Raw genomic sequence first — 20,444 nt, 5'->3', positions numbered from 1 at the left:
TATGATTTTAGAAAATAAACTGCATATTACTAGCCAGATAGAGCTTTCAAAAGTGGAAGAGAAAATCAGCAAACAAAAAGCTAAGCAACTTTTTGACTCTGGAGATATTAAAGCGGTTCAGATAGGAACTTTTGAAGGGCTTCAATATATCCACAAATATCTATTCCAAGATATCTATGATTTTGCTGGGAAAATTAGAACGGTTAATATAGCTAAAAATAACTTTCGTTTTGCACCACTAATGTATCTTGAGCACTCGTTAAAATATATAGATACTATGCCACAAACAACATTTGAAGAGATTATTGAGAAATATGTAGAGATGAATATTGCTCATCCTTTCCGTGAAGGGAATGGAAGAGCAACTCGTATATGGCTTGATTTAATATTAAAAGAAAATATTAAACAAGTAATTGATTGGAATTTAGTAGATAAAGATGAATATCTATCAGCTATGGAGAGAAGTGTTATTAAAGATATTGAGATTAAATATCTTTTAAAGCAGGCTCTTACAACTGAAATAGATGACCGTACTCTATTTATGAAAGGTATTGACGTTAGTTACTACTATGAAGGCTACAGCGAATATACTACAGAGGAGGTCTAAGATGAATAAGTTAGAGCAACTAATAGATGAATTATGTCCTGACGGGGTGGAGTATAAAAAAATAAAAGATATAAGTAAAAAAATAACTTCAGGTGGAACTCCAAAAACAGATATTAATAGTTATTATGGTGGAGATATTCCATGGTTAAGAACTCAAGAGATCGATTTTGGTGATATACCAGATACTGGGATCAAAATAACACAACAAGGCTTAGATAATTCGTCAGCTAAATGGATTCCCAAGAATTGTGTTATTATTGCAATGTATGGTGCTACAGTTGGGAAAGTTGGAATAAATAAAATTCCAATGACTACAAATCAAGCGTGTTGTAATATAGATGTAGACACTAATCAAGCATTATATAGGTATGTATTTTATTTTTTATGGAGCAAATATGAATACATAAAATCTCTGGGACAAGGAAGTCAAACAAATATAAATGCACAAATTGTTAAAGAAATAGTTATTCCTATACCACCATTACCAGTACAAGAGGAAATTGTGCGTATTTTAGATACATTTACAGAGCTTACAACAGAGCTTACAACAGAGCTTACAATGAGAAAACAGCAGTATGAATATTATCATAATTCACTTTTTGATTTTAAAGATAAATCCATTAAATATTTATCAGTTGGTGAACTATTTGAAATAAAAAATGGATTAAATAAAGAAAAAGATGCTTTTGGTCATGGACAACCTATTATAAATTTTACTGATGTTTATAAAAATCGATGGTTAACAAACGAGAAATTTTCAGGGTTAGTAGATGTAAATTCTGATGAAATTGAAAGATATAGTGCAAAAAAAGGAGATGTTTTTTTTACTAGAACATCAGAAACAAAAGAAGATATAGGAATGTCGTGTACTTTAATAGAAGATATTCCAAATTGTGTATTTAGTGGCTTTGTACTGAGAGCAAGACCTATTACTGATTTGCTATTACCTAAATTTTCAGCATATTATTTTTCAACAAATGAAGCTAGAAAGACAATCATTAGATATGCTTCATTTACTACAAGAGCAACAACAACAGGACCAAAACTATCTAAAATTTTAGTCCCTATCCCTTCTCTTGAAGAGCAACAACGTATCGTTGATATTCTGGATAGATTTGACACTCTTGTGAATGATATTAAAGAGGGGTTACCAGCAGAGATAGAAGCAAGAAAACAGCAGTATGAATACTATAGAGATAAACTACTTACATTTAAAAAGTTGGAGAAATAGTATGGGAAATGAAAAAATAGATAAATTAGAATTAGTAGAAAATCTATATGTTAGAGTAAAAAATATTTTAGAAAACGGTCGTGCTAAAGCATTTAAAGTTGTAAATACTGTTATGATAGAAAGTTATTGGAATTGGTAAAGAGATTGTTGAAGAAGAGCAAAGAGGGGAAAATCGAGCTGAATATGGAAAATATGTAATCCAATCTATCTCTGAAAAACTAACAGAAGAGTTTGGAAAAGGCTATTCAAAACAAAATCTTTGGTATATGAAACAATTTTATTTAACATTTCCAATTCTCCACTCAGTGCGTGGAGAATTGAGTTGGACACACTATAGACTTCTGATGAAATTAAAAAATGATGATATTCGTAATTTCTATATGATTGAAACAATGGAAAATAACTGGTCATCAAGAGAATTAGATAGACAGATAAGCTCTCTGCTATACGAAAGAATTAAGATGAGTAAAGATCCTGTTGCAGTAAAAGAACTTTCAGTAGTTGGACAAAAAGTAGAAACAGCTCACGATATTATAAAAAGTCCTATGGGTTTTGAGTTTTTAGGAAAAGGAGATTACACAATATCTGTAGAAAGTGATTTAGAATCTGCCCTTATGGATAAACTACAGCTTTTTCTTTTTGAGTTAGGAAAGGGGTTTTCTTTTGTTGGGAGATAAAAAAGAATTAATATAGATGGCGATAACTATTATATTGACTTAGTTTTCTATAACTATATCTTAAAATGTTTTGTTTTGATTGATTTAAAAATGGGAAAATTAACTCATAGAGATATAGGACAAATGGATTTTTACGTACGTTATTATGAAAAAGAGATACGTTTAGAAGGTGATAATCCAATTATAGGATTGCTTCTTTGTTCAGATAAAAATGATTCAATGGTTAAGTACACATTACTAGATGATAGTAAAAATATCTTTGCATCTAAATATCAATTTTACTTCCCAACAGAAGAGGAATTGATAGAAGAGCTAGAAAGAGAAAAGTTAAGTTTAGAATTAGAATATAACGACTAAAACAAAGGAAATTTATGGCTGACTATAGACCAATTACAGAAACGAATAATTTTATAGTTTTTAATAAATAAAGTGAGGTGAAAAAAGATGGTTAAGAAAAAGTTACCAGTTGGTATAGATAATTTCAAAGAGATAATAGAAAATAACTATTATTTTGTGGATAAGTCAATGATGATAGATGAGTTACTTAACAAAAAATCTAAAGTTACACTACTACCTAGGCCAAGAAGATTTGGAAAAACTTTAAATATGTCGATGCTTAACTATTTCTTTAATATAGAAGACAAAGAAGCTAATAGAAATTTATTTAATGGGCTAGATATTTCAAATACAGACAAAATGATGTATCAAGGCGAATACCCAGTTATATATGTCAGCTTAAAAGATATAAAAGTTAGTAATTGGGTAGAGTGTTTTGAAGAGATAAAAAAATTGCTAAAAGATATATTTAATACAAAAAGATACATCAGAGAAAAATTAGATGAGAGTGAAAAAATAGATTTTGATAGGATAGAGTTTTTAAATGAAACGGGAGATTTTGTGGGAGCATTAAAAAATCTATCTAAATACCTTTTTAAATTTTATGGAAAAAAGGTAATCATTTTAATAGATGAATATGATACCCCTTTAGTAACTGCTCACTCTCAAGGCTATTATGATGACGCTATATTCTTCTTTCGTAATTTTCTAAGTGCAGCTCTAAAAGGCAATCCATATTTAGAGTTTTCAGTTCTTACTTGTATATTAAGAGTAGCAAAAGAAAGTATATTTTCAGAACTTAATAATCTTAGTGTATCTACAATCTTAGATAGTGATTTTAACTATTTCGGTTTAACAACAGAGGAAGTAGAGGAAGCTTTAAAATACTATGGATTGGATTATGAATTAGAAGGTGTTAAAAGATGGTATAACGGATATACATTTGGAGGTAAACTTGTATATAACCCTTGGTCATTGATTAATTTTATAAATAAAAATGTACTAGGGGCTTACTGGATAAATACAAGTGATAACGCTTTGATTAAACAGTTATTAGATAAAAATGATAAAAAAGTATTTGAAGAGTTGGAGATGATATTTAAAGGAGAGGTAATTTGGGAAACTATCTCAGAAAATATAATCTTTGATGATTTAAATAATACAAACACTATTTGGTCTTTAATGTTATTCTCAGGATATTTAACATATGAAAAAATGAGAATATCTCCGATAACCGAGCTTAAATCATACTCTTTAAAAATACCTAATGTAGAGATTAAAAGCTTCTTTAGACAAAGTTTTATAGAGAGTTATACAAAAGGGGACGTTCATTTTTATGGAACTATGATAGAGGATTTATTTTTAGGTGAATTAAATTCATTTGTAAATAAATTTAAGAGAATGTATCTATCAGCAGTGAGTTATCACGATGCTGGAGATAGCGAGAAGTATTATCATCATTTTATGCTTGGACTTCTTTTAACGCTAGGTGATAAATATATAATAACTTCTAATAGAGAGAGTGGTTATGGAAGATATGATATCGCTTTAGAGCCTAAAGATAAGAAGAACTTTGGACTAATTTTTGAGTTTAAAATAGGGGATAAAAATAGTATTGGAGAAAAAGCAAAAGAGGCTTTAGCTCAAATAGATGAGAAAAAATACGATATATCTATGAAAAATAATGGGGTATCAAAGGTAATAAAAATAGGAATGGCTTTTAGTGGAAAAGATGTTGCTATTGAAAGCGAAATCAACTAAAACAAAGGGGAATTTATGGCTGACTATAAACCAATTACAGAAACTAATAATTTTATAGTTTTAGATAAATATGACAAAATAGCTCAACAAGGTGTAAGTTATCAAACTGAAGCTCAATTAGAAGCTGAACTTATAAAAGATTTACAAAATCAAGGTTATGAATACTTACCTAAGCTTATTAATACAAAAGAGATGTTAAAAAATATTAGAATACAACTAGAAACTCTTAATGAAATCAAATTTCTAGACTCTGAATGGAGAAGATTTTGTGAGGAGTATTTAGATAAACCGAGTGATAACTATATAGATAAAACTCGTAAAATTCATGATGATTATATTTATGATTTTACCTTTGATGATGGTCGAATTAAAAATATTTACCTTGTTGATAAGAAAAATATGAGTAGAAATAAATTGCAGGTTATTTCACAGTTTGAACAAAAAGGAACTCAAAGTAATCGTTATGATGTAACAATTTTAGTTAATGGATTACCTTTAATTCAAGTGGAACTAAAGAAACGTGGAATTGCTATTCGTGAAGCATTTAATCAGGTTAATAGATATACTAAAGAGAGCTTTAATGCTGATAACTCTTTATTTAAATATCTTCAGATTTGTGTAATTTCAAATGGTACAGATACAAGATACTTTGCTAATACTACAAAGAGAGATAAAAATAGTTTTGACTTTACTATGAACTGGGCAAAATCTGATAACACTCTGATTAGAGATTTAAAAGATTTTACTGCAACGTTTTTTCAAAAGAATACGCTATTAGATATACTACTACACTACTCTGTTTTTGATTCAAATAACATACTACTAATTATGAGACCTTACCAAATAGCTGCAACAGAAAGAATCTTGTGGAAGATAAAAAGTTCGTATTTAGCTAAAAAGTGGAAGACTCTTGAAAGTGGGGGGTATATCTGGCATACCACAGGATCAGGAAAAACTTTAACAAGTTTTAAAGCTGCACGTTTAGCTACAGAGTTAGATTTTATAGATAAGGTATTCTTTGTTGTAGATAGAAAAGATTTAGATTATCAAACAATGAAAGAGTATCAACGTTTTTCTCCAGATAGTGTTAATGGATCTGAAAATACTGCTGGACTTAAAAAAAACGTTGAGAAAGATGACAATAAAATCATTGTAACTACTATTCAAAAGTTAAATAACCTAATCAAAACTGAAGCAGATTTACCAATATATAATAAACAAGTTGTCTTTATTTTTGACGAAGCTCATCGTTCACAATTTGGTGAAGCTCAAAAAAATATTGCTAAGAAATTTAAGAAATATTATCAATTTGGATTTACTGGAACACCAATATTTACAGAAAATGCTTTAGGTTCTGAAACTACTGCAAGTGTATTTGGTACAGAGTTACACTCGTATGTTATAACTGATGCAATTAGAGATGAGAAAGTTCTTAAATTTAAAGTTGATTATAATGATGTACGTCCTAAGTTTAAATCTCTTGAGATGGAACAAGATGAGGATAAACTAACTTCAGCAGAAGCAAAGATAGCCTTTTTACATCCAGAAAGAATCAAAGAGATATCTCAATATATTTTGAATAACTTCAAAGTAAAAACTCATCGAACATATAATGGTGAAAAAGGATTTAATGCAATGTTTACTGTAAGTAGCGTTGATGCAGCAAAACTTTATTATGAAACATTAACAAATTTACAAAAGAATAGTGAGAAACCTTTAAAAATTGCAACTATCTTCTCTTTTGCAGCTAATGAAGAACAAAACTCTATCGGGGAAATTCTTGATGAAACTTTTGAACCTTCAGCAATGAATCAAAGTGCAAAGGAGTTTCTAAACTCTGCAATTAATGACTATAATACCATGTTTAAAACAAACTTTGGAATTGATAGTAAAGAATTTCAAAACTATTATCGTGATCTTGCTAATAGAGTGAGAAAGCAAGAAATTGATTTATTGATTGTAGTTGGAATGTTTTTAACAGGATTTGATGCTCCAACATTAAATACCTTGTTTGTTGATAAGAACTTACGTTATCATGGATTAATACAAGCATTCTCAAGAACAAACCGTATCTACGATTCTACAAAGAATTTTGGAAATATAGTTACATTTAGAGATTTAGAACAGGCAACAATAGATGCTATAACTTTATTTGGCGATAAGAATACAAAGAATGTGGTTCTAGAAAAAAGTTATAAAGAGTACATGGAAGGGTTCGCTGATATTAGTACAGGTGCAGCTCGTCGTGGATATATAGAGATAGTTAGAGAATTGAATTCTCGTTTCCCTAATGTTGATGATATCGCTACTGAGAGAGATAAAAAGGATTTTGCTAAACTATTTGGTGAGTATTTAAGAGTTGAGAACATATTACAAAATTATGATGAATTTACAAGGTTGAAAGCTTTACAAGCTCTTGATATGGATGATTCTAAAATGGTTGAAGAGTTCAAAGCTATGTATTATGTAAGTGATGAAGATATAGAGAGTATGAAAAATATTGAGATGCCTAAAGAAAGAGTGATTCAAGATTATCGTTCTACATATAATGATATTCGAGAGTGGCTTCGTCGAGAGAAGAAGGGGGCAGTTGGAGACGATTCTACACTACAATGGGATGATATCGTTTTTGAAGTGGATCTTTTAAAGTCACAAGAGATAAATTTAGACTATATTCTTGAGTTGATTTTTGATAAACATAAAAAAGTAAAAAGTAAGGATGCATTGATTGGAGATGTGCGTCGTTTAATTAGATCAAGCACAGGAAATCGTGCAAAAGAAAGTTTAATAGTGGATTTTATCAATAGTACTGATTTAGATAAATTTGACAATAAAGCTAGTATCATAGAGGCATTTTTCTCATTTGCTCAAATGGAACAAGTGAAAGAGGTTGAAGAGTTAATTAAAGAAGAAAAACTCAATACTGATGCAGCTAAAAGATACATACTAACATCACTAAAAAAAGAACAGGCTAGTGATAATGGAACTGAATTAAACGAAATTATACCTAAGATGAGTCCTCTTAATCCTAACTACTTAACTAAAAAAAGTACTGTATTCAAGAAAATATCTACCTTTGTGGAGAAGTTTAAAGGTATTGGTGGAAGCATATAAATAATTCAGAAAGTTAATAGAAGTATAAGTTGATTTATACTTTAGAAATGATTAAAACAAATGATATTACAACTTTTTCTAAAGAAAGAGAGATTTTGAAAAAAATTTTAGAAGAAAAATTTAGAGAACTAATGCTATATAATTTGAAAAATACAAAAAAACTTTAATTAAAGAGGCTGGCCAAAAAGCAAAAAACAAATAAATTAACCACAACATATTGTATTTTGTTGGAAGTAAAACCACTATATATTGTGATTAAAAGTAAATAGGCTAACTTTATTGGTCAGCCTCTTGATTTTATTAAAACTCTTAAATTTTTTCAGTCATAGATTAAATATCTTTGTATGAAATTAAAGAAACATCCCAAGTTAAAGTAGCAGCTAAACCAATTAAATGAATTGGCTCTGATACAGATGTGCATGCATCCATTAAAATAGATGTTTTATAATTTTTAGTTTTTTTGTTTGAAATAGATGTATGAGTAACACAATTTTGTGTCATCATTCCACAAACTAAAAGCTCATCTACATCTAACTTTTCTAGAACTTCATTTAAATTAGTTTTTACAAATCCGTCAGCATATGTTTTTATAACTATAGGAGCATTAGGTGCAGCCTCTAATATTTCAGGAACTATTTGAACTCCCTCTGAATCTTTAATGAAAAATGGTGCTAAACCTAAATTAGGATCAGCAATATGTTGAATATGAACTATCGGATAATTTTTATCTTTACATATTTTGATAGTTTCTAGAATATTGTTTAAAGTAACTTCTGTATTCCAAAGGGGAAATTTACCTTGTGGAAAATAATCATTTTGTAAATCAATAATCAATAAAGCTTTTTTCATAAAAATAACCTCCTATAACTAAAATAATATTTTATTATAATTTGCTTTTTAGAAATTGAATAGTACTTACTTTTTTGTGGGTACTTTAAATTTTTTTTTGCATGTAGTAAAATAATAAATAAACTAAAAGGAGAATATTCATGAAACTAAGAAAAGAATATACATGCCCTTTAGAATTTATTCATGATATTCTAAGAGGCAAATGGAAAACTGTTATTATGTGGCAGATTTATTATCGAAAAAATCCTTCACTTTCACAATTACAAAAAGACATTAAAGGAATTAGTCAAAAGATACTTTTAGAACAATTGAATGAACTGTTGGAATATAAGCTTGTATCTAAAGAAAAATTCCTAGGTTATCCACTAAACGTTCAATATTATATAACTGACGATAAAGGAATGAAAGTTATTGAAGCTTTAAAAATATACCAAAAATTAGGTGAAATATATTTAGATGAATTAAAGAGTATTTCTAAATGAGTCTAATACTTATTATATATTTCTTTATCCCTTAAATTTGTTGATTTAACGGATATATAAGTTCCTTCTACAACATTTTTAAAACCATGCTTTTTGACAATGATGTTTTTAATATATTCAATATGAGGACATCTATCATAATGATGTTGATCATTTGTCATGCAAGAAGCTAAGTGAATTACAGTTTTATCTTTTGGAATTTTATAAAAATCAACCATTTTTTTATTAAAGTGCCCTATTAAACTAGAAACACCTTTTCCGCAGCATCCTCCACACTCCATTGAAAGGTACATTATGTTTTTATCTTTTGGATAATTTAGAAATGTACCTTTTTTATCATAAAATGATTGAACGCAGTAAAATCCACTGCATCTTCTTTTTGCAATTGAACATTGAATAATAATGATAAATTCAATATTATTGAAATCAATATTTTCCATAAAGAACCTCCTAAAGTTTTATATATAGAAGATACAATAAAAAATGGAGATTTCCTATATAAGTACCTTTGCTTTTAATAATTTAATTTACATTTTACTTTATTAAAACTCTAAAGATAGCTTTAAAGTCTAGTTTTAAAGACTTGGCTATATTTATTATTTATGTTCCTCCCATTTACAATCCACAAATTCAAGTCCTGAAAATTCTGCGTAAAAGCTTGAATTTTCAGGACTACAAGCATAAATACCTATATTAATTATTTCGTTAGCAGAAAATAGATGAAAAATTCTCATTTGTTTATAATTAATACCATCATAAGATGATTCTATACAAAAATCATTTTCACGACGACTAAGACGATAATACATGAACTTATGTATGGCAGGAATATCTGTTGTTGCCCAATCAGAATAACCATTATTTGTAACAACACTTCCAAGTCTTTGAAACTCTTCATTTTCATACTCAATTGAAGCCTTAAACCAGTTATCAGAATCTTGATAAATAATAACTCCGCATTGGTCATACCGTTGTTTTGAATTAAATTCTGTTTTTACCACAAATGAAAAATATTTATCTGCAATTTTTGATAATAAAGCTGGAGCATTATTATTTTGAAATCCATAATAAGTTCGTTGCCAAAAATCTGTTTGTGGGTCTGTTATTATAGAGACTTTACTACTTTCAATTTTTGAATGTTTAGGTTTGTTAATCCATTCTAATTTTAAATCAGTTAATTTAATACTATTTTTCATAAATTTTCTCCTTTTAACCAACTTTATGCAAACGTTTGCGTTTTTTAGATAAATATTTCATATAATAATTTAGATGTCTAGTTTTGATTACAATTTTTGTATTTGAGAAGGATATTAATTGAAATTTTAAATAGAAAAATTAGAAGAGTGGATTACCTCTAATTTCTATAATTGTACCTTCTGGAGCAATTAATTTAAAAAGATTTCCACCTTCTACATTATACAAAATCTCATTATTTTTTAGTTTAAAATTATTATAAATTAATTTTATTCTTTCTAACTCTTTGAAGATGTCTTCTACAAAAAAACAGATATGCACAAGTCCTTTGTCATTTGGAATAGATTCTTTTCGTTCTTTGTTTTTAGATGTTTGTAATTCGATATAAAATCCATCTAATTCTAACCAAGAGTTATAGTCTCTTCCATGGAAATTAGACGTTTCTTTTTTTAATGAAAAATTTAAAACTTTAGTGTAAAAAAATATTGATTCATCATACTTAGATGTTTCAATGCAAACATGATGTACTTTCATTTAATACCTCCTTAATTTTTAGAGCCTTTTTATTATATCAAAAGTTTAAATTTTTTATAAATTTTTTTAGGAAAATATAAAATTATCTTGTATAATAATTTAGATTATTATAATTTGAATTATTATAATTAAAATTATATAATATAGATGAGGTGATATTATGAATTTTGTAAATAGACAAAAAGAGATGAAAACTTTAAATAGAGAGTTTGAAAAAAATTCAAGCTTCACTGTTATCTACGGAAGAAGAAGAGTTGGAAAGACAACTCTTATCAAAGAGTTTATAAAAGATAAAAAAGCTTTTTATTTTTTTGCAGATAAGCAGAATGAAACTGTTCAAATAAATAGATTTAAAAATCAATTGGGAGAGCACTTCAATGATGATTTTGTAAAAAAAATTGAGATAAAAGACTGGGACACGCTATTTGATTATTTTATAAGTAAACTTGGAGATGAGAAGTTTGTTTTGGTAATTGATGAGTTTCAATATCTTTGTATGGTAAATAAAAGTTTTTCATCTATATTCCAAAGAATTTTTGATGAGAAGTTAAAGGATAAAAATATTATGATAATTCTTTGCGGGTCCCTAATATCTATGATGTACTCTGAGGTTTTAGCTTATGATAGTCCGCTATTTGGAAGAAGAACAGCTCAGATAAAACTAAAACCAATAGATTTTAAATATTATCCAGAATTTTTTAGTGAGAGATCACATCATTCATTAATTGAGATGTACTCAATCACTGGGGGGATTCCAAAATATATTTTAAGTTTTAATAGAGAGAGAACTCCTCTTTGGAACATAGAGCATAATATTTTTGATAGAGATAACTATTTGTACTCAGAACCTAAGTTTTTACTTCAAGAGGAGATAAATGATCTATCTAGATACTTCTCTATTTTACAATCTATAGCTGTTGGAAATACGAAGATGTCCTCTATCTCATCACAGCTTGAGATTCCATCCAATGGATTAACTCCATATATCTCTAAACTTATAGAGTTGGATATTCTTGAAAAAGAGATACCTGTAACTGAGGATATAAAAAATAGTAAAAAGGCACTTTATAAGATAAAGGATAACTATTTGAACTTTTGGTTTAACTATGTTTATCCGTATCAAAGTTATTTAGAGATTGAAAACTTAACCTACCCTTTAGAAAAGATTAAAACTACTTTCGACCTTTGGGTCTCAAAAGTTTATGAGGATCTTTCAAGGGAGACTTTAATGTGGGATAGTAAAGTTCCATTTCCTATAAAAAATCTTGGGAGATGGTGGGATAAAAATGAGGAGATAGATGTTGTTGCTCTAGGAGAGAACGAGATTTTATTTGGTGAGTGTAAGTGGTCAAATAAACATGTGGGACTGAGTGTTCTTTATAAACTTAAAGAGAAAGCTAAATCTGTCAAATGGAAAAACGGCTCTCGTAAAGAGTACTATATGCTATTTTCAAAGTCTGGATTTAGTGAGGAGCTTATAGAGGCTAGTCAAAAGGATTCTTCAATTATTTTAAGTGATTTTTAAAATAAAATAGATTTAATCTGGTGTCAAAGGAAAACTTTGACGCCTTTTCTATCTCTTTTAAAAATTTAGATCAACCTAAGCTATAACTGTATCCTTGGCTAATAATTCTAAATTTTTTATATTGACTTTGTAACCTTTTTTAAGTTTTATAAGCACCCCTTGGTCTAAAAACTCTTTAAAAATATATAGAAGCTGTCTATAACTTACTCCTAGATATTCCGCTGTTTCAGTGTGTTTTTCTAAATATATCTCATTGCTTTGAGACATTAAAATATATCCAGCTAGTCTATTTTTTAGTCCATAATTTTGATTTTTAGAGTGGAAGTAAGTTCGTTCTAACATCTTATTTCCAATAAACTTAGATAAATCAAATAGAAATTGAGTGTCTTTAACTAACTCTTTTTTAGCTAGAGACATATCAATTGAAACAAAAATCGATTCTGTAATTGAAATAACCTCCTTAGGGTCCTTTTCAATCTCTAAAAAACTCAGTTCTCCTAAATACTCCCCTTTTTTAACAAAATGAATTATGGATTGCTTCCCATCCTCATGGACAAAGAGTATCTTGGCTCTCCCTTGAATCATAAATCTCAATTTTTCAAGAGGGGCATTATAAAAAATAATCTTTTCCCCAGGATTAAAAATTTCAACTTCCATATTAGAGGTAAGGGAACCAAAAATATTCCCATATTTATCAATATTTAATTTTAAACTTTTATTTATATTTTCCATTGAAATTTTCTTCATAATTTCCTCCATAATGTGCAATATTTCATATTATTATAAAGCTATTTCAATTAAAATAATAGTGTAATTATTCTAGAATCTATATAAATTATACTTTATACAAATTAGACATAAATTAAAAGGAGAGTATTCTATGAAGTTAATTTTAAACATTACAAAATCTTATATTTTTTATATAATTTCAGCTCTTGGAGTGAGTTTAGGAATTGTTGCAAATATAGGTGTAAGCAGCTACAACTCCATGAACTTAGCTGTTGCAACTATGAGTGACATAAAAGTTGGAACTATAACGACATTTTTCAACATAATATTTTTACTAATCTATATGATATTAACTAAATTTAATGAGAAATATAAATATTTGGTACAGGGAGTTTCTGTTTTTATGTTTGGAAGTTTTATTAATTATTTTACATATAATATTTTTAGTGGCCTATCCTCTCTTGGATATATTCAACGGCTTTTAATTTTTAGTGGTGGAACAGTAATAAGTGGGTTGTCTATAGGTATTATTATATATTATAATATAATAACTTTTCCTCTTGAAAATGTGTGTATAAAAATATCTCAAATGACTAAAATTTCATTTATGAAATTAAGATATTTAGTAGATGTTTTTTCTCTTATCATTTCAGTGGGAATATCAATGGTTGGAGATCTTCCAATCTATGTTAGAGAAGGGACAATAATAAGTATGTTTCTTTTATCTTTAAGTATAAATCTTGCAAAGGATTATGCTGAAAAAAATAACGGGGTGAAATCATGAAATACAATACATTAATTTTTGATGCAGACGATACTTTATTTGATTTTAAAGCATCGGAAATGGAAGCTTTAGAAAAAACTTTAATTGGTTATGAGATTGACTATGATAAGGAATACCATTTGCCAATATACAAAGAGATAAATAGTAAAATATGGAAAGAGTTAGAGGAGGGAAAAATAACTCAAGGTGAGTTAAAAATAGAGAGATTTAGAAGATATTGCAATCGTCTTAACTATATTTTTGATCCATATGATTTTGCAGATAGATATATGGACAATCTTTCTAAATCTTCAATTCTTTTTCATGATAGTTTAGATTTAATAAAGGAGTTATATGGAAAATATAAACTATTCATTATAACCAATGGACTTACAAAGGTTCAAAATGGAAGAATTAGAAACTCTTTAATAGCTCCATATTTCAATGATATTATAGTTTCTGAAGAGGTTGGAGTTTCAAAACCAAATCCTGAAATATTTAAAATAGCTTTAGAAAACAACCAGATAGAAAATATCTCAAACATTCTAATGATTGGAGATAGTTTAACCTCAGATATAAGAGGGGGAATAAACTTTGGAATCGATACCTGTCTATATAATCCAAAGGGTATCACAATAGATGGTGAGATTAAACCGACCTATGAAATTTCAAATTTAAAAGGGCTTTTGGATCTATTATTAAAATAAAAAATTATCGAGGAGATTTAAATGGAAAATAATCAAAAAGGGATGTTGTATTCCTTAACTGCCTTTGTATTATGGGGACTTTTCCCTTTATACTGGACAAATCTAAAAAGTATTCCAGCTTTAGAGATTGTTTCACACAGAATAATTTGGTCTTTTTTCTTTCTAATTATTTTTGTGATTTTAAAAAAACAAAAAAATGAGTTAGTTGAGATTTTTAAAAATAAAAAAACAATATACTATATTATTTTAGCTGCTACATTTAATTGTGCAAACTGGATGTCGTATATCTTTTTAGTTAATAGTAACCGTGTTTTAGAAGCTAGCTTAGGATACTTTATAAATCCGCTGCTTTTAATTCTTGCTGGAAGATTTATTTTTAAAGAAACTTTAAGTAAACATCAAAAAATTGCAATTATTTTAGCTACATTAGGAGTATGCTATATGTCTATTATTTATCAAAAGTTACCACTATACTCTCTTTTAGTAGCTGGAACTTTTACAGGGTACAGTATAGCAAAAAAGAAAATCAAAATTGATCCAATTTTAGCATTAACAATTGAAACATTGGTATATTTTCCAGTTGCAATCTTATACTTACTAATGATTAAAGGTGGAAAAGGGGTAGAAGCAGCAAATTTTGATAAAATTTTATTGATGGGAGCAGGAGTTGTAACGGTAATACCACTTTTTCTTTTCTCTTTAGGAACGAAGTTATCAAAATTATCATCTATTGGATTTTTTCAATATCTTACGCCTACATTGGTTTTACTACTTGGAGTGTTCGTATTTGGAGAAAACTTTTCAAGTGTACATACTATAACATTCTCTTTAATTTGGAGTGGCCTTATTATATATACTGCATCTCTTTTTAGAGTAAAGAGATAGGGTATTATATAATTTATCATAAAAAATTTATATATAAAAAAGGAAGCTTTTAAAGGCTTCCTTTTATTTTTATTTAATTATTTCCCCAAACTTTTTCTAAGAATTGATCTCTACCAGAACGATATCTGTAGTATTTATATCGTATAGGATTTTTTTTATAATAATCTTGATGATACTTCTCGGCAGCATAGAATTTATTAAACGGAAGAAGTTTAACATTTATTTCAGCAAAATGTCCTTCTTTTTGTATTTGCTTTAAAGCTTTTTTTGCAAGATTCTCTTCATTGGTATTTTGATAGAAAATAGCTGGTGAGTACTGATATCCTCTATCTACAAATTGTCCATTGTCATCAGTAGGATTAATTACCTTTAAAAAGCTATGTAATAATTGAGAATAGCTAATTTTGTCACTATCATATTTTACCTCGATAGACTCAAAATGTCCAGTGGTTCCACTAGATACTTGGTCATATGTAGGGTTTTCCACATGTCCACCAGAGTATCCAGAGATTACATCTACAACTCCAGGAACTTTTTCCATATCAGCTTCTGTACACCAAAAACATCCTCCAGCTAAATAAGCTACTTTTATTTCAGCCATAGAAATAGTACTTAAAGTTATCATTGATATTAATAAAAATTTTATTCTATTCATAATGATTTCTCCTCAAAAATTTAATTTTTATTAGCGATTATTGAAAGTTTTTTAAAAATTCACCGTACCCTTCTTTTTCTAAGTCTTCAGTAGGAATAAATTTTAGAGAAGCAGAGTTCATACAATATCTTTTTCCTGTGGGTGCTGGCCCATCGTTAAAGACGTGACCTAGATGTGAATCACCATATCTACTTCTTACTTCAGTTCTTGGCCAAATAAGTTTAAAATCTTTTTTTAAAACTATATTTTCGGGTACTAAAGGTTTTGTAAAGCTTGGCCAACCAGTTCCTGAATCAAACTTATCCTTAGATGAAAAAAGAGGTTCACCAGAGACAATATCTACATAGATTCCAGCTTTTTTATTGTTCTCATACTCATTATTAAAAGCCGGTTCTGTAGCATTTTTTTGAGTGACTGCATATTGAATAGGTGTGAGTTTTGATTTTAGTTCATTATCTGTAGGTTTTTTAAAATTTTGCCAATTTCCAAAAGCTAAAGTTCCAATCATAATTCCAACTCCTATTAAAATTTTTACGTTCATAAAGTTCCTTTCTTAAATTTCTACTAAAATTTTTTCTTGTATATTATTTACCATAAATATTAATAAAAACCTTTAATAAGTTATGTTATTGATATTTTTTATATATTTCATTAAAAACTTAATTAAGTTAATTAATTGTTTAAAATCTTTGTTAAATTTTTTTATTTTACTTTTTATGTTATCATTGCTCTTGAATAAACTTAAAAATTTTTTAGAGGAGATGTATCATGAAAAAAGAAACTGTTTATGAAAAATCATTAGAACTTCACGAAAAAAATAAGGGAAAGATAGAGGTTATTAGTAAAGTTGCTGTAACTTCAAAAGAGGAACTAAGTTTAGCTTATTCACCAGGTGTTGCAGAGCCTTGTAGAAGAATAGCAGAGAATAAAGCTGATGTATATAAATACACTTCAAAAGGAAATATGGTAGCTGTTATAAGTGATGGGTCAGCTGTGTTAGGATTAGGAAATATAGGAGCAGAAGCTGCATTACCAGTTATGGAAGGAAAGGCTATTTTATTTAAAGAGTTCGCAGGAGTTAATGCATTTCCAATATGTTTAGATACTCAAGATACTGAAGAAATTATAAGAACTTGTAAAATTTTAGCTCCAAGCTTTGGTGGAATAAATTTAGAGGATATCTCAGCACCTAGATGTATTGAGATTGAAACTAGATTAAAAGAGGAGTTAGATATACCAGTGTTCCACGATGACCAACATGGAACTGCAATTGTTGTAACAGCTGGAATTTTAAATTCATATAAACTTTTAAAGAAAGATATAACTAAAGCAAAAGTTGTTGTATGTGGAGCTGGAGCAGCTGGATCATCAATAATTAAGATGATTAAAAAATTAGATGTAGCTGATATTTTAGCTATTGATATTGATGGAATCATTGCTAGAGATGATGAAAATAGAGAATATAATTTCTTAACTACAGAGTTATCTGAAATTACAAATAAAGAGAATTTAAAAGGTGGATTAAAAGAAGCTATAAAAGGAGCAGATATATTTATTGGAGTATCAGCACCAGGACTTTTGAAACCTGAAATGGTAAAAGAGATGAATAAAGATTCTGTGATTTTTGCAATGGCCAATCCAACACCAGAGATTATGCCAGAAGAAGCTTTAGCAGCAGGAGCTAAAATCGTTGGAACAGGAAGATCTGATTATCCAAATCAAATTAACAATGTATTAGCATTCCCAGGTTTATTTAAAGGAGCCTTAGAGAGTGGAGCTAAAAAAATAACTGAAGAGATGAAGTTTGCAACTTCTCAAGCTATAGCTAATCTAATAACTGATGACGAGCTATCAACTGAATATGTAATTCCAAGTCCATTTGATCCAAGAGTTGCAGAAACAGTAGCTAAAGCCATTTCAGATTTAGTAAAAAAATAAAATTTAAAAATAAAATACAAGTGAGGTTTTAATGTGTTAGATACAATATTAGATTCTATTGTGCCAGTGTTTTTTGTAATTGCTTTAGGGTGGTTTTCAGGAAAAAAGAAAATTGTGTCAATAGAGCATAAAAAGGCTTTTGCAGACTATGTAATGATGTTCAGTTTTCCATTACACTTATTTATTGGAAGTGCTAAAGCCAACCCTAAAACTCTTTTAGATGTTAGAATAATATCATCTTTTGCTCTAGCTTTAATGGGATTATACGTGATCTCTTTTATTATACAAAAACATATATTCAAATACGATTCAAGAAAAGCAGCTCAAGGTTCAATTGTTTGTGCTTTTCCAAATATGGCATTTATGGGTATTCCAGTTTTAACATCTTTAATAGGGCCAGAAGCCCTAATCTCTGTTGCAATTGGAAATGTTATAACAAGTATATTTATGATTCCTATAACAACAATTATCTTAGAGTCAAAAGATGCTACAGCAAGTCCAATGAAAATAATAAAATCAAGCTTAATCAACTGTATTAAAAAGCCATTGATAATAGCTCCTATACTGGGACTACTATGCTCAGTTTTCCATATTGAGATACCGAAAGTTGTTTTCCACTCTTTTGAACTTATTGGAAAGAGTACATCGGGAGTTTCACTATTCTCTCTTGGACTAATTATGGCTAGTTATAGAGTTGTTTTATCAGGACAAGTTTATTTTAATATCTTTATGAAAAATATTTTACAGCCAATCATTATGAGTGGATTAATTGTTTTATTCCATTTAAAAGGAATAATGGCAAAAGAGATTTTACTACTTTGTGCTATGCCAACAGCGACAATTTCTACAATGTTTGGATTAAAATATGGAGTTTCAGAGGTTGAAAGTTCTAGTTCAACAATATTAGGAACAATTTTTTCAATAGTGACACTTAGTTTCTTAATCTCATTTATACTTTAAGTCTAAAAATTAATTTTTATACGCAAAAACTACTAGTTAATTCTAGTGGTTTTAGATTGTAGAGAAATGGTTATCAAACAATAATGTTTGATAACCATTTTTTTTAATTTCCACCATAAAATAAGGTTTAGTTTAAATATTTGCAAAGATAAGGAAGATAGGGTATATTAAAGTTGAGATAAAAATTAGAAAATTTTAATCGGAGGGATAGATGTTAGATCAAAAACAGGAGTTTAAAATTAGAATTGCAAAGGAAGAAGATACAAGTTTAATTTTAAAATTTATAAAAGAGTTAGCTGATTATGAAAAATTACTTTCTGAAGTAGTAGCAACAGAAGAGATTTTGAGAGAGTCTCTTTTTAAAAGAAATATGGCGGAAGTTATAATAGGAGAATTAAATGGAAAGCCTATAGGTTTTGCTTTATTTTTTCATAACTTTTCTACATTTTTAGGGAAACCGGGGATATATCTAGAAGATTTATATGTAAAGCCAGCTTTTAGAGGGAGAGACTTTGGGAAACAAATGTTAGGATATTTAGCTACTTTATGTGAGGAAAGAGATTGTGGAAGGTTAGAATGGTGGTGTCTTGATTGGAATAAGTCATCTATTGAGTTTTATAAGAAGTTAGGTGCAGAGCCGATGGATGAATGGACAACATTCAGAGTAACTGGGAAAAATTTAAAAAAATTGTCTGAAAATTATAAAAAAATTTAAAGCCTAATAGATTCTATTTAGAAAGGAGAAGCTATATGGATGAGAAAAGATTTCAAGAACTTTTGAATAAAGAAACGTTGACTCTTGAAGAAAAGAACGAGTTAGAGACTTTTTTAAATGAAATGAAAAAATGTAGTTTCAAAGGATGAAGCAATTGACGAAAGGGTCTTTCAAAATAATATTAAAACACTGAGTGTAGTGTAGTTTTATAAATAAATAATGTAAATGGAGTTGAAAATTATAGTGAGTTATAAAATAGAAAAACTAAATAAAGAGTTAATAAAAAAAGAAATCAGTGATATATTAAATGTTTGGGAGTCTTCAGTTCGAGCAACACATTTCTTTTTAAAAGAAAGTGACATAATGGATTTAAAGCCGCTTGTTGAGCAGGGGGCTCTTTATGTAGATGAATTCTTTTGTATAAGAAATAATGAGGAAATAATAGCTTTTATAGGGATTCATGAGGATAAAATAGAAATGCTTTTTGTAAGTGATGATTTTCGTGGAAAAGGGATTGGTAAGCAACTTATTAATTTTGTAATTTCTAATCTTAATGTAAAATATGTAGATGTTAATGAACAAAATCCAAAAGGAACTGCTTTTTATGAGCATATAGGTTTTAGCGTATTCAAAAGATCTGAATTTGATGACCACGGTAATCCTTATCCAATCTTACATATGAAATTAAATAAGTAAAAAAGAAGTTTCAAAAAAGGGAAAGAGCCTCTGGGGGGATAGAGGCTCTTTTTAGGGGGATTAAATTATATTTTTACTTTTAACAC

21 protein-coding genes and 2 pseudogenes are annotated in these 20,444 nt (G+C 28.4%); 16 read left to right on the top strand and 7 right to left on the bottom strand.

Annotation, left to right across the window (positions count from 1 at the left end):
• The first annotated feature begins 1 nt into the window (after position 1).
• The 7 genes and pseudogenes from fic (at position 2) to MKD34_RS12635 (ending at position 7,893) form a co-directional block, all read left to right on the top strand.
• The gene (fic, locus tag MKD34_RS12660; RefSeq protein WP_240221924.1) at positions 2 to 607 is read left to right on the top strand and encodes a protein adenylyltransferase Fic; all 606 of its coding nucleotides are present in this window, start codon (positions 2 to 4) and stop codon (positions 605 to 607) included.
• A gap of 1 nt (position 608) precedes the next feature.
• Positions 609 to 1,838 carry a restriction endonuclease subunit S gene (locus tag MKD34_RS12655; protein WP_240221922.1) on the top strand — a complete coding sequence of 410 codons (1,230 nt, stop codon included), beginning with the start codon at positions 609 to 611 and terminating at the stop codon, positions 1,836 to 1,838.
• A gap of 1 nt (position 1,839) precedes the next feature.
• Complete coding sequence (locus tag MKD34_RS14120; RefSeq protein ID WP_345795455.1) at positions 1,840 to 1,977, top strand: hypothetical protein; 138 nt, start codon at positions 1,840 to 1,842, stop codon at positions 1,975 to 1,977.
• Positions 1,964 to 2,872: pseudogene (locus tag MKD34_RS12650) on the top strand (PDDEXK nuclease domain-containing protein). The gene MKD34_RS14120 and the pseudogene MKD34_RS12650 overlap by 14 nt, the downstream one beginning before the upstream one ends.
• Before the next feature lie 87 nt (positions 2,873 to 2,959).
• Positions 2,960 to 4,612 carry an AAA family ATPase gene (locus tag MKD34_RS12645; protein WP_240221920.1) on the top strand — a complete coding sequence of 551 codons (1,653 nt, stop codon included), beginning with the start codon at positions 2,960 to 2,962 and terminating at the stop codon, positions 4,610 to 4,612.
• 15 nt (positions 4,613 to 4,627) lie between these two features.
• Positions 4,628 to 7,726: a type I restriction endonuclease subunit R gene (locus MKD34_RS12640; protein WP_240221918.1), complete on the top strand. Its 3,099-nt coding sequence runs from the start codon at positions 4,628 to 4,630 to the stop codon at positions 7,724 to 7,726.
• Positions 7,727 to 7,755: 29 nt separating this feature from the next.
• A complete protein-coding gene (locus tag MKD34_RS12635) occupies positions 7,756 to 7,893 on the top strand; it encodes a hypothetical protein (RefSeq protein WP_240221916.1) in 138 nt (45 codons plus the stop codon).
• 163 nt (positions 7,894 to 8,056) lie between these two features.
• On the opposite strand, the gene MKD34_RS12630 is transcribed toward MKD34_RS12635, so the two are convergent.
• A complete protein-coding gene (locus MKD34_RS12630; RefSeq protein WP_240221914.1) occupies positions 8,057 to 8,575 on the bottom strand; it encodes a cysteine hydrolase family protein in 519 nt (172 codons plus the stop codon).
• 140 nt (positions 8,576 to 8,715) lie between these two features.
• Between MKD34_RS12630 and MKD34_RS12625 the strand changes: the two genes are divergently transcribed.
• Positions 8,716 to 9,057, top strand: a complete 342-nt coding sequence (locus MKD34_RS12625) for a winged helix-turn-helix transcriptional regulator (protein ID WP_240221912.1) — start codon at positions 8,716 to 8,718, stop codon at positions 9,055 to 9,057.
• A gap of 2 nt (positions 9,058 to 9,059) precedes the next feature.
• Here the strand turns inward: MKD34_RS12625 and MKD34_RS12620 are convergent, their stop codons facing one another.
• The 3 genes from MKD34_RS12620 to MKD34_RS12610 all read right to left on the bottom strand — a co-directional run bounded on the left by MKD34_RS12620 (position 9,060) and on the right by MKD34_RS12610 (position 10,785).
• Positions 9,060 to 9,497 carry a CGGC domain-containing protein gene (locus MKD34_RS12620; RefSeq protein ID WP_240221911.1) on the bottom strand — a complete coding sequence of 146 codons (438 nt, stop codon included), beginning with the start codon at positions 9,495 to 9,497 and terminating at the stop codon, positions 9,060 to 9,062.
• Between the two features lie 156 nt (positions 9,498 to 9,653).
• Positions 9,654 to 10,253, bottom strand: coding sequence for a DUF1349 domain-containing protein (locus MKD34_RS12615; RefSeq protein WP_240221909.1), 600 nt, complete (start codon positions 10,251 to 10,253; stop codon positions 9,654 to 9,656).
• Between the two features lie 139 nt (positions 10,254 to 10,392).
• Positions 10,393 to 10,785 (bottom strand): VOC family protein, encoded by a 393-nt coding sequence (locus tag MKD34_RS12610; protein WP_240221907.1) that lies wholly within the window; start codon positions 10,783 to 10,785, stop codon positions 10,393 to 10,395.
• Between the two features lie 160 nt (positions 10,786 to 10,945).
• Here MKD34_RS12610 and MKD34_RS12605 point away from each other — a divergent pair, with 160 nt between their 5' ends.
• A complete protein-coding gene (locus MKD34_RS12605; protein ID WP_240221905.1) occupies positions 10,946 to 12,310 on the top strand; it encodes an ATP-binding protein in 1,365 nt (454 codons plus the stop codon).
• Between the two features lie 75 nt (positions 12,311 to 12,385).
• Here the strand turns inward: MKD34_RS12605 and MKD34_RS12600 are convergent, their stop codons facing one another.
• Positions 12,386 to 13,057 (bottom strand): cyclic nucleotide-binding domain-containing protein, encoded by a 672-nt coding sequence (locus tag MKD34_RS12600; protein WP_240221903.1) that lies wholly within the window; start codon positions 13,055 to 13,057, stop codon positions 12,386 to 12,388.
• Between the two features lie 133 nt (positions 13,058 to 13,190).
• On the opposite strand from MKD34_RS12600, the gene MKD34_RS12595 reads away from it, so the two are divergent.
• From MKD34_RS12595 to rarD, 3 genes are read left to right on the top strand one after another with little or no spacing between them, the layout of a single operon-like run.
• On the top strand, positions 13,191 to 13,823 hold the full coding sequence (locus MKD34_RS12595) for a hypothetical protein (RefSeq protein ID WP_240221901.1): 633 nt from the start codon (positions 13,191 to 13,193) through the stop codon (positions 13,821 to 13,823).
• Positions 13,820 to 14,509, top strand: a complete 690-nt coding sequence (locus tag MKD34_RS12590) for a YjjG family noncanonical pyrimidine nucleotidase (RefSeq protein WP_240221899.1) — start codon at positions 13,820 to 13,822, stop codon at positions 14,507 to 14,509. The genes MKD34_RS12595 and MKD34_RS12590 overlap by 4 nt, the downstream gene beginning before the upstream one ends.
• Before the next feature lie 21 nt (positions 14,510 to 14,530).
• On the top strand, positions 14,531 to 15,394 hold the full coding sequence (gene rarD, locus MKD34_RS12585; RefSeq protein WP_240221897.1) for an EamA family transporter RarD: 864 nt from the start codon (positions 14,531 to 14,533) through the stop codon (positions 15,392 to 15,394).
• Between the two features lie 73 nt (positions 15,395 to 15,467).
• Here rarD and msrA read toward each other — a convergent pair whose 3' ends face one another.
• Both msrA and msrB read right to left on the bottom strand, forming a co-directional pair.
• Entirely contained in the window at positions 15,468 to 16,049 is a 582-nt protein-coding gene (msrA, locus tag MKD34_RS12580) for a peptide-methionine (S)-S-oxide reductase MsrA (protein WP_240221895.1), read from the bottom strand.
• Between the two features lie 37 nt (positions 16,050 to 16,086).
• Positions 16,087 to 16,533 (bottom strand): annotated as a pseudogene (gene msrB / locus MKD34_RS12575) (peptide-methionine (R)-S-oxide reductase MsrB); the annotation flags it as partial.
• A gap of 284 nt (positions 16,534 to 16,817) precedes the next feature.
• On the opposite strand from msrB, the gene MKD34_RS12570 reads away from it, so the two are divergent.
• The 4 genes from MKD34_RS12570 to MKD34_RS12555 all read left to right on the top strand — a co-directional run bounded on the left by MKD34_RS12570 (position 16,818) and on the right by MKD34_RS12555 (position 20,358).
• The gene (locus MKD34_RS12570; protein WP_240221893.1) at positions 16,818 to 17,987 is read left to right on the top strand and encodes an NAD(P)-dependent malic enzyme; all 1,170 of its coding nucleotides are present in this window, start codon (positions 16,818 to 16,820) and stop codon (positions 17,985 to 17,987) included.
• Positions 17,988 to 18,020: 33 nt separating this feature from the next.
• Positions 18,021 to 18,947 carry an AEC family transporter gene (locus tag MKD34_RS12565; protein WP_240221891.1) on the top strand — a complete coding sequence of 309 codons (927 nt, stop codon included), beginning with the start codon at positions 18,021 to 18,023 and terminating at the stop codon, positions 18,945 to 18,947.
• Between the two features lie 211 nt (positions 18,948 to 19,158).
• Positions 19,159 to 19,662, top strand: coding sequence for a GNAT family N-acetyltransferase (locus tag MKD34_RS12560; protein ID WP_240221889.1), 504 nt, complete (start codon positions 19,159 to 19,161; stop codon positions 19,660 to 19,662).
• A 243-nt stretch (positions 19,663 to 19,905) separates the two neighbouring features.
• Entirely contained in the window at positions 19,906 to 20,358 is a 453-nt protein-coding gene (locus tag MKD34_RS12555; protein ID WP_407933871.1) for a GNAT family N-acetyltransferase, read from the top strand.
• Positions 20,359 to 20,444 lie beyond the last annotated feature (86 nt).

Source organism: Cetobacterium somerae (assembly GCF_022430525.1).
In the GTDB taxonomy this organism is placed as follows: Bacteria; Fusobacteriota; Fusobacteriia; order Fusobacteriales; family Fusobacteriaceae; genus Cetobacterium_A.
This window is presented reverse-complemented; position numbering and strand designations above follow the sequence as displayed.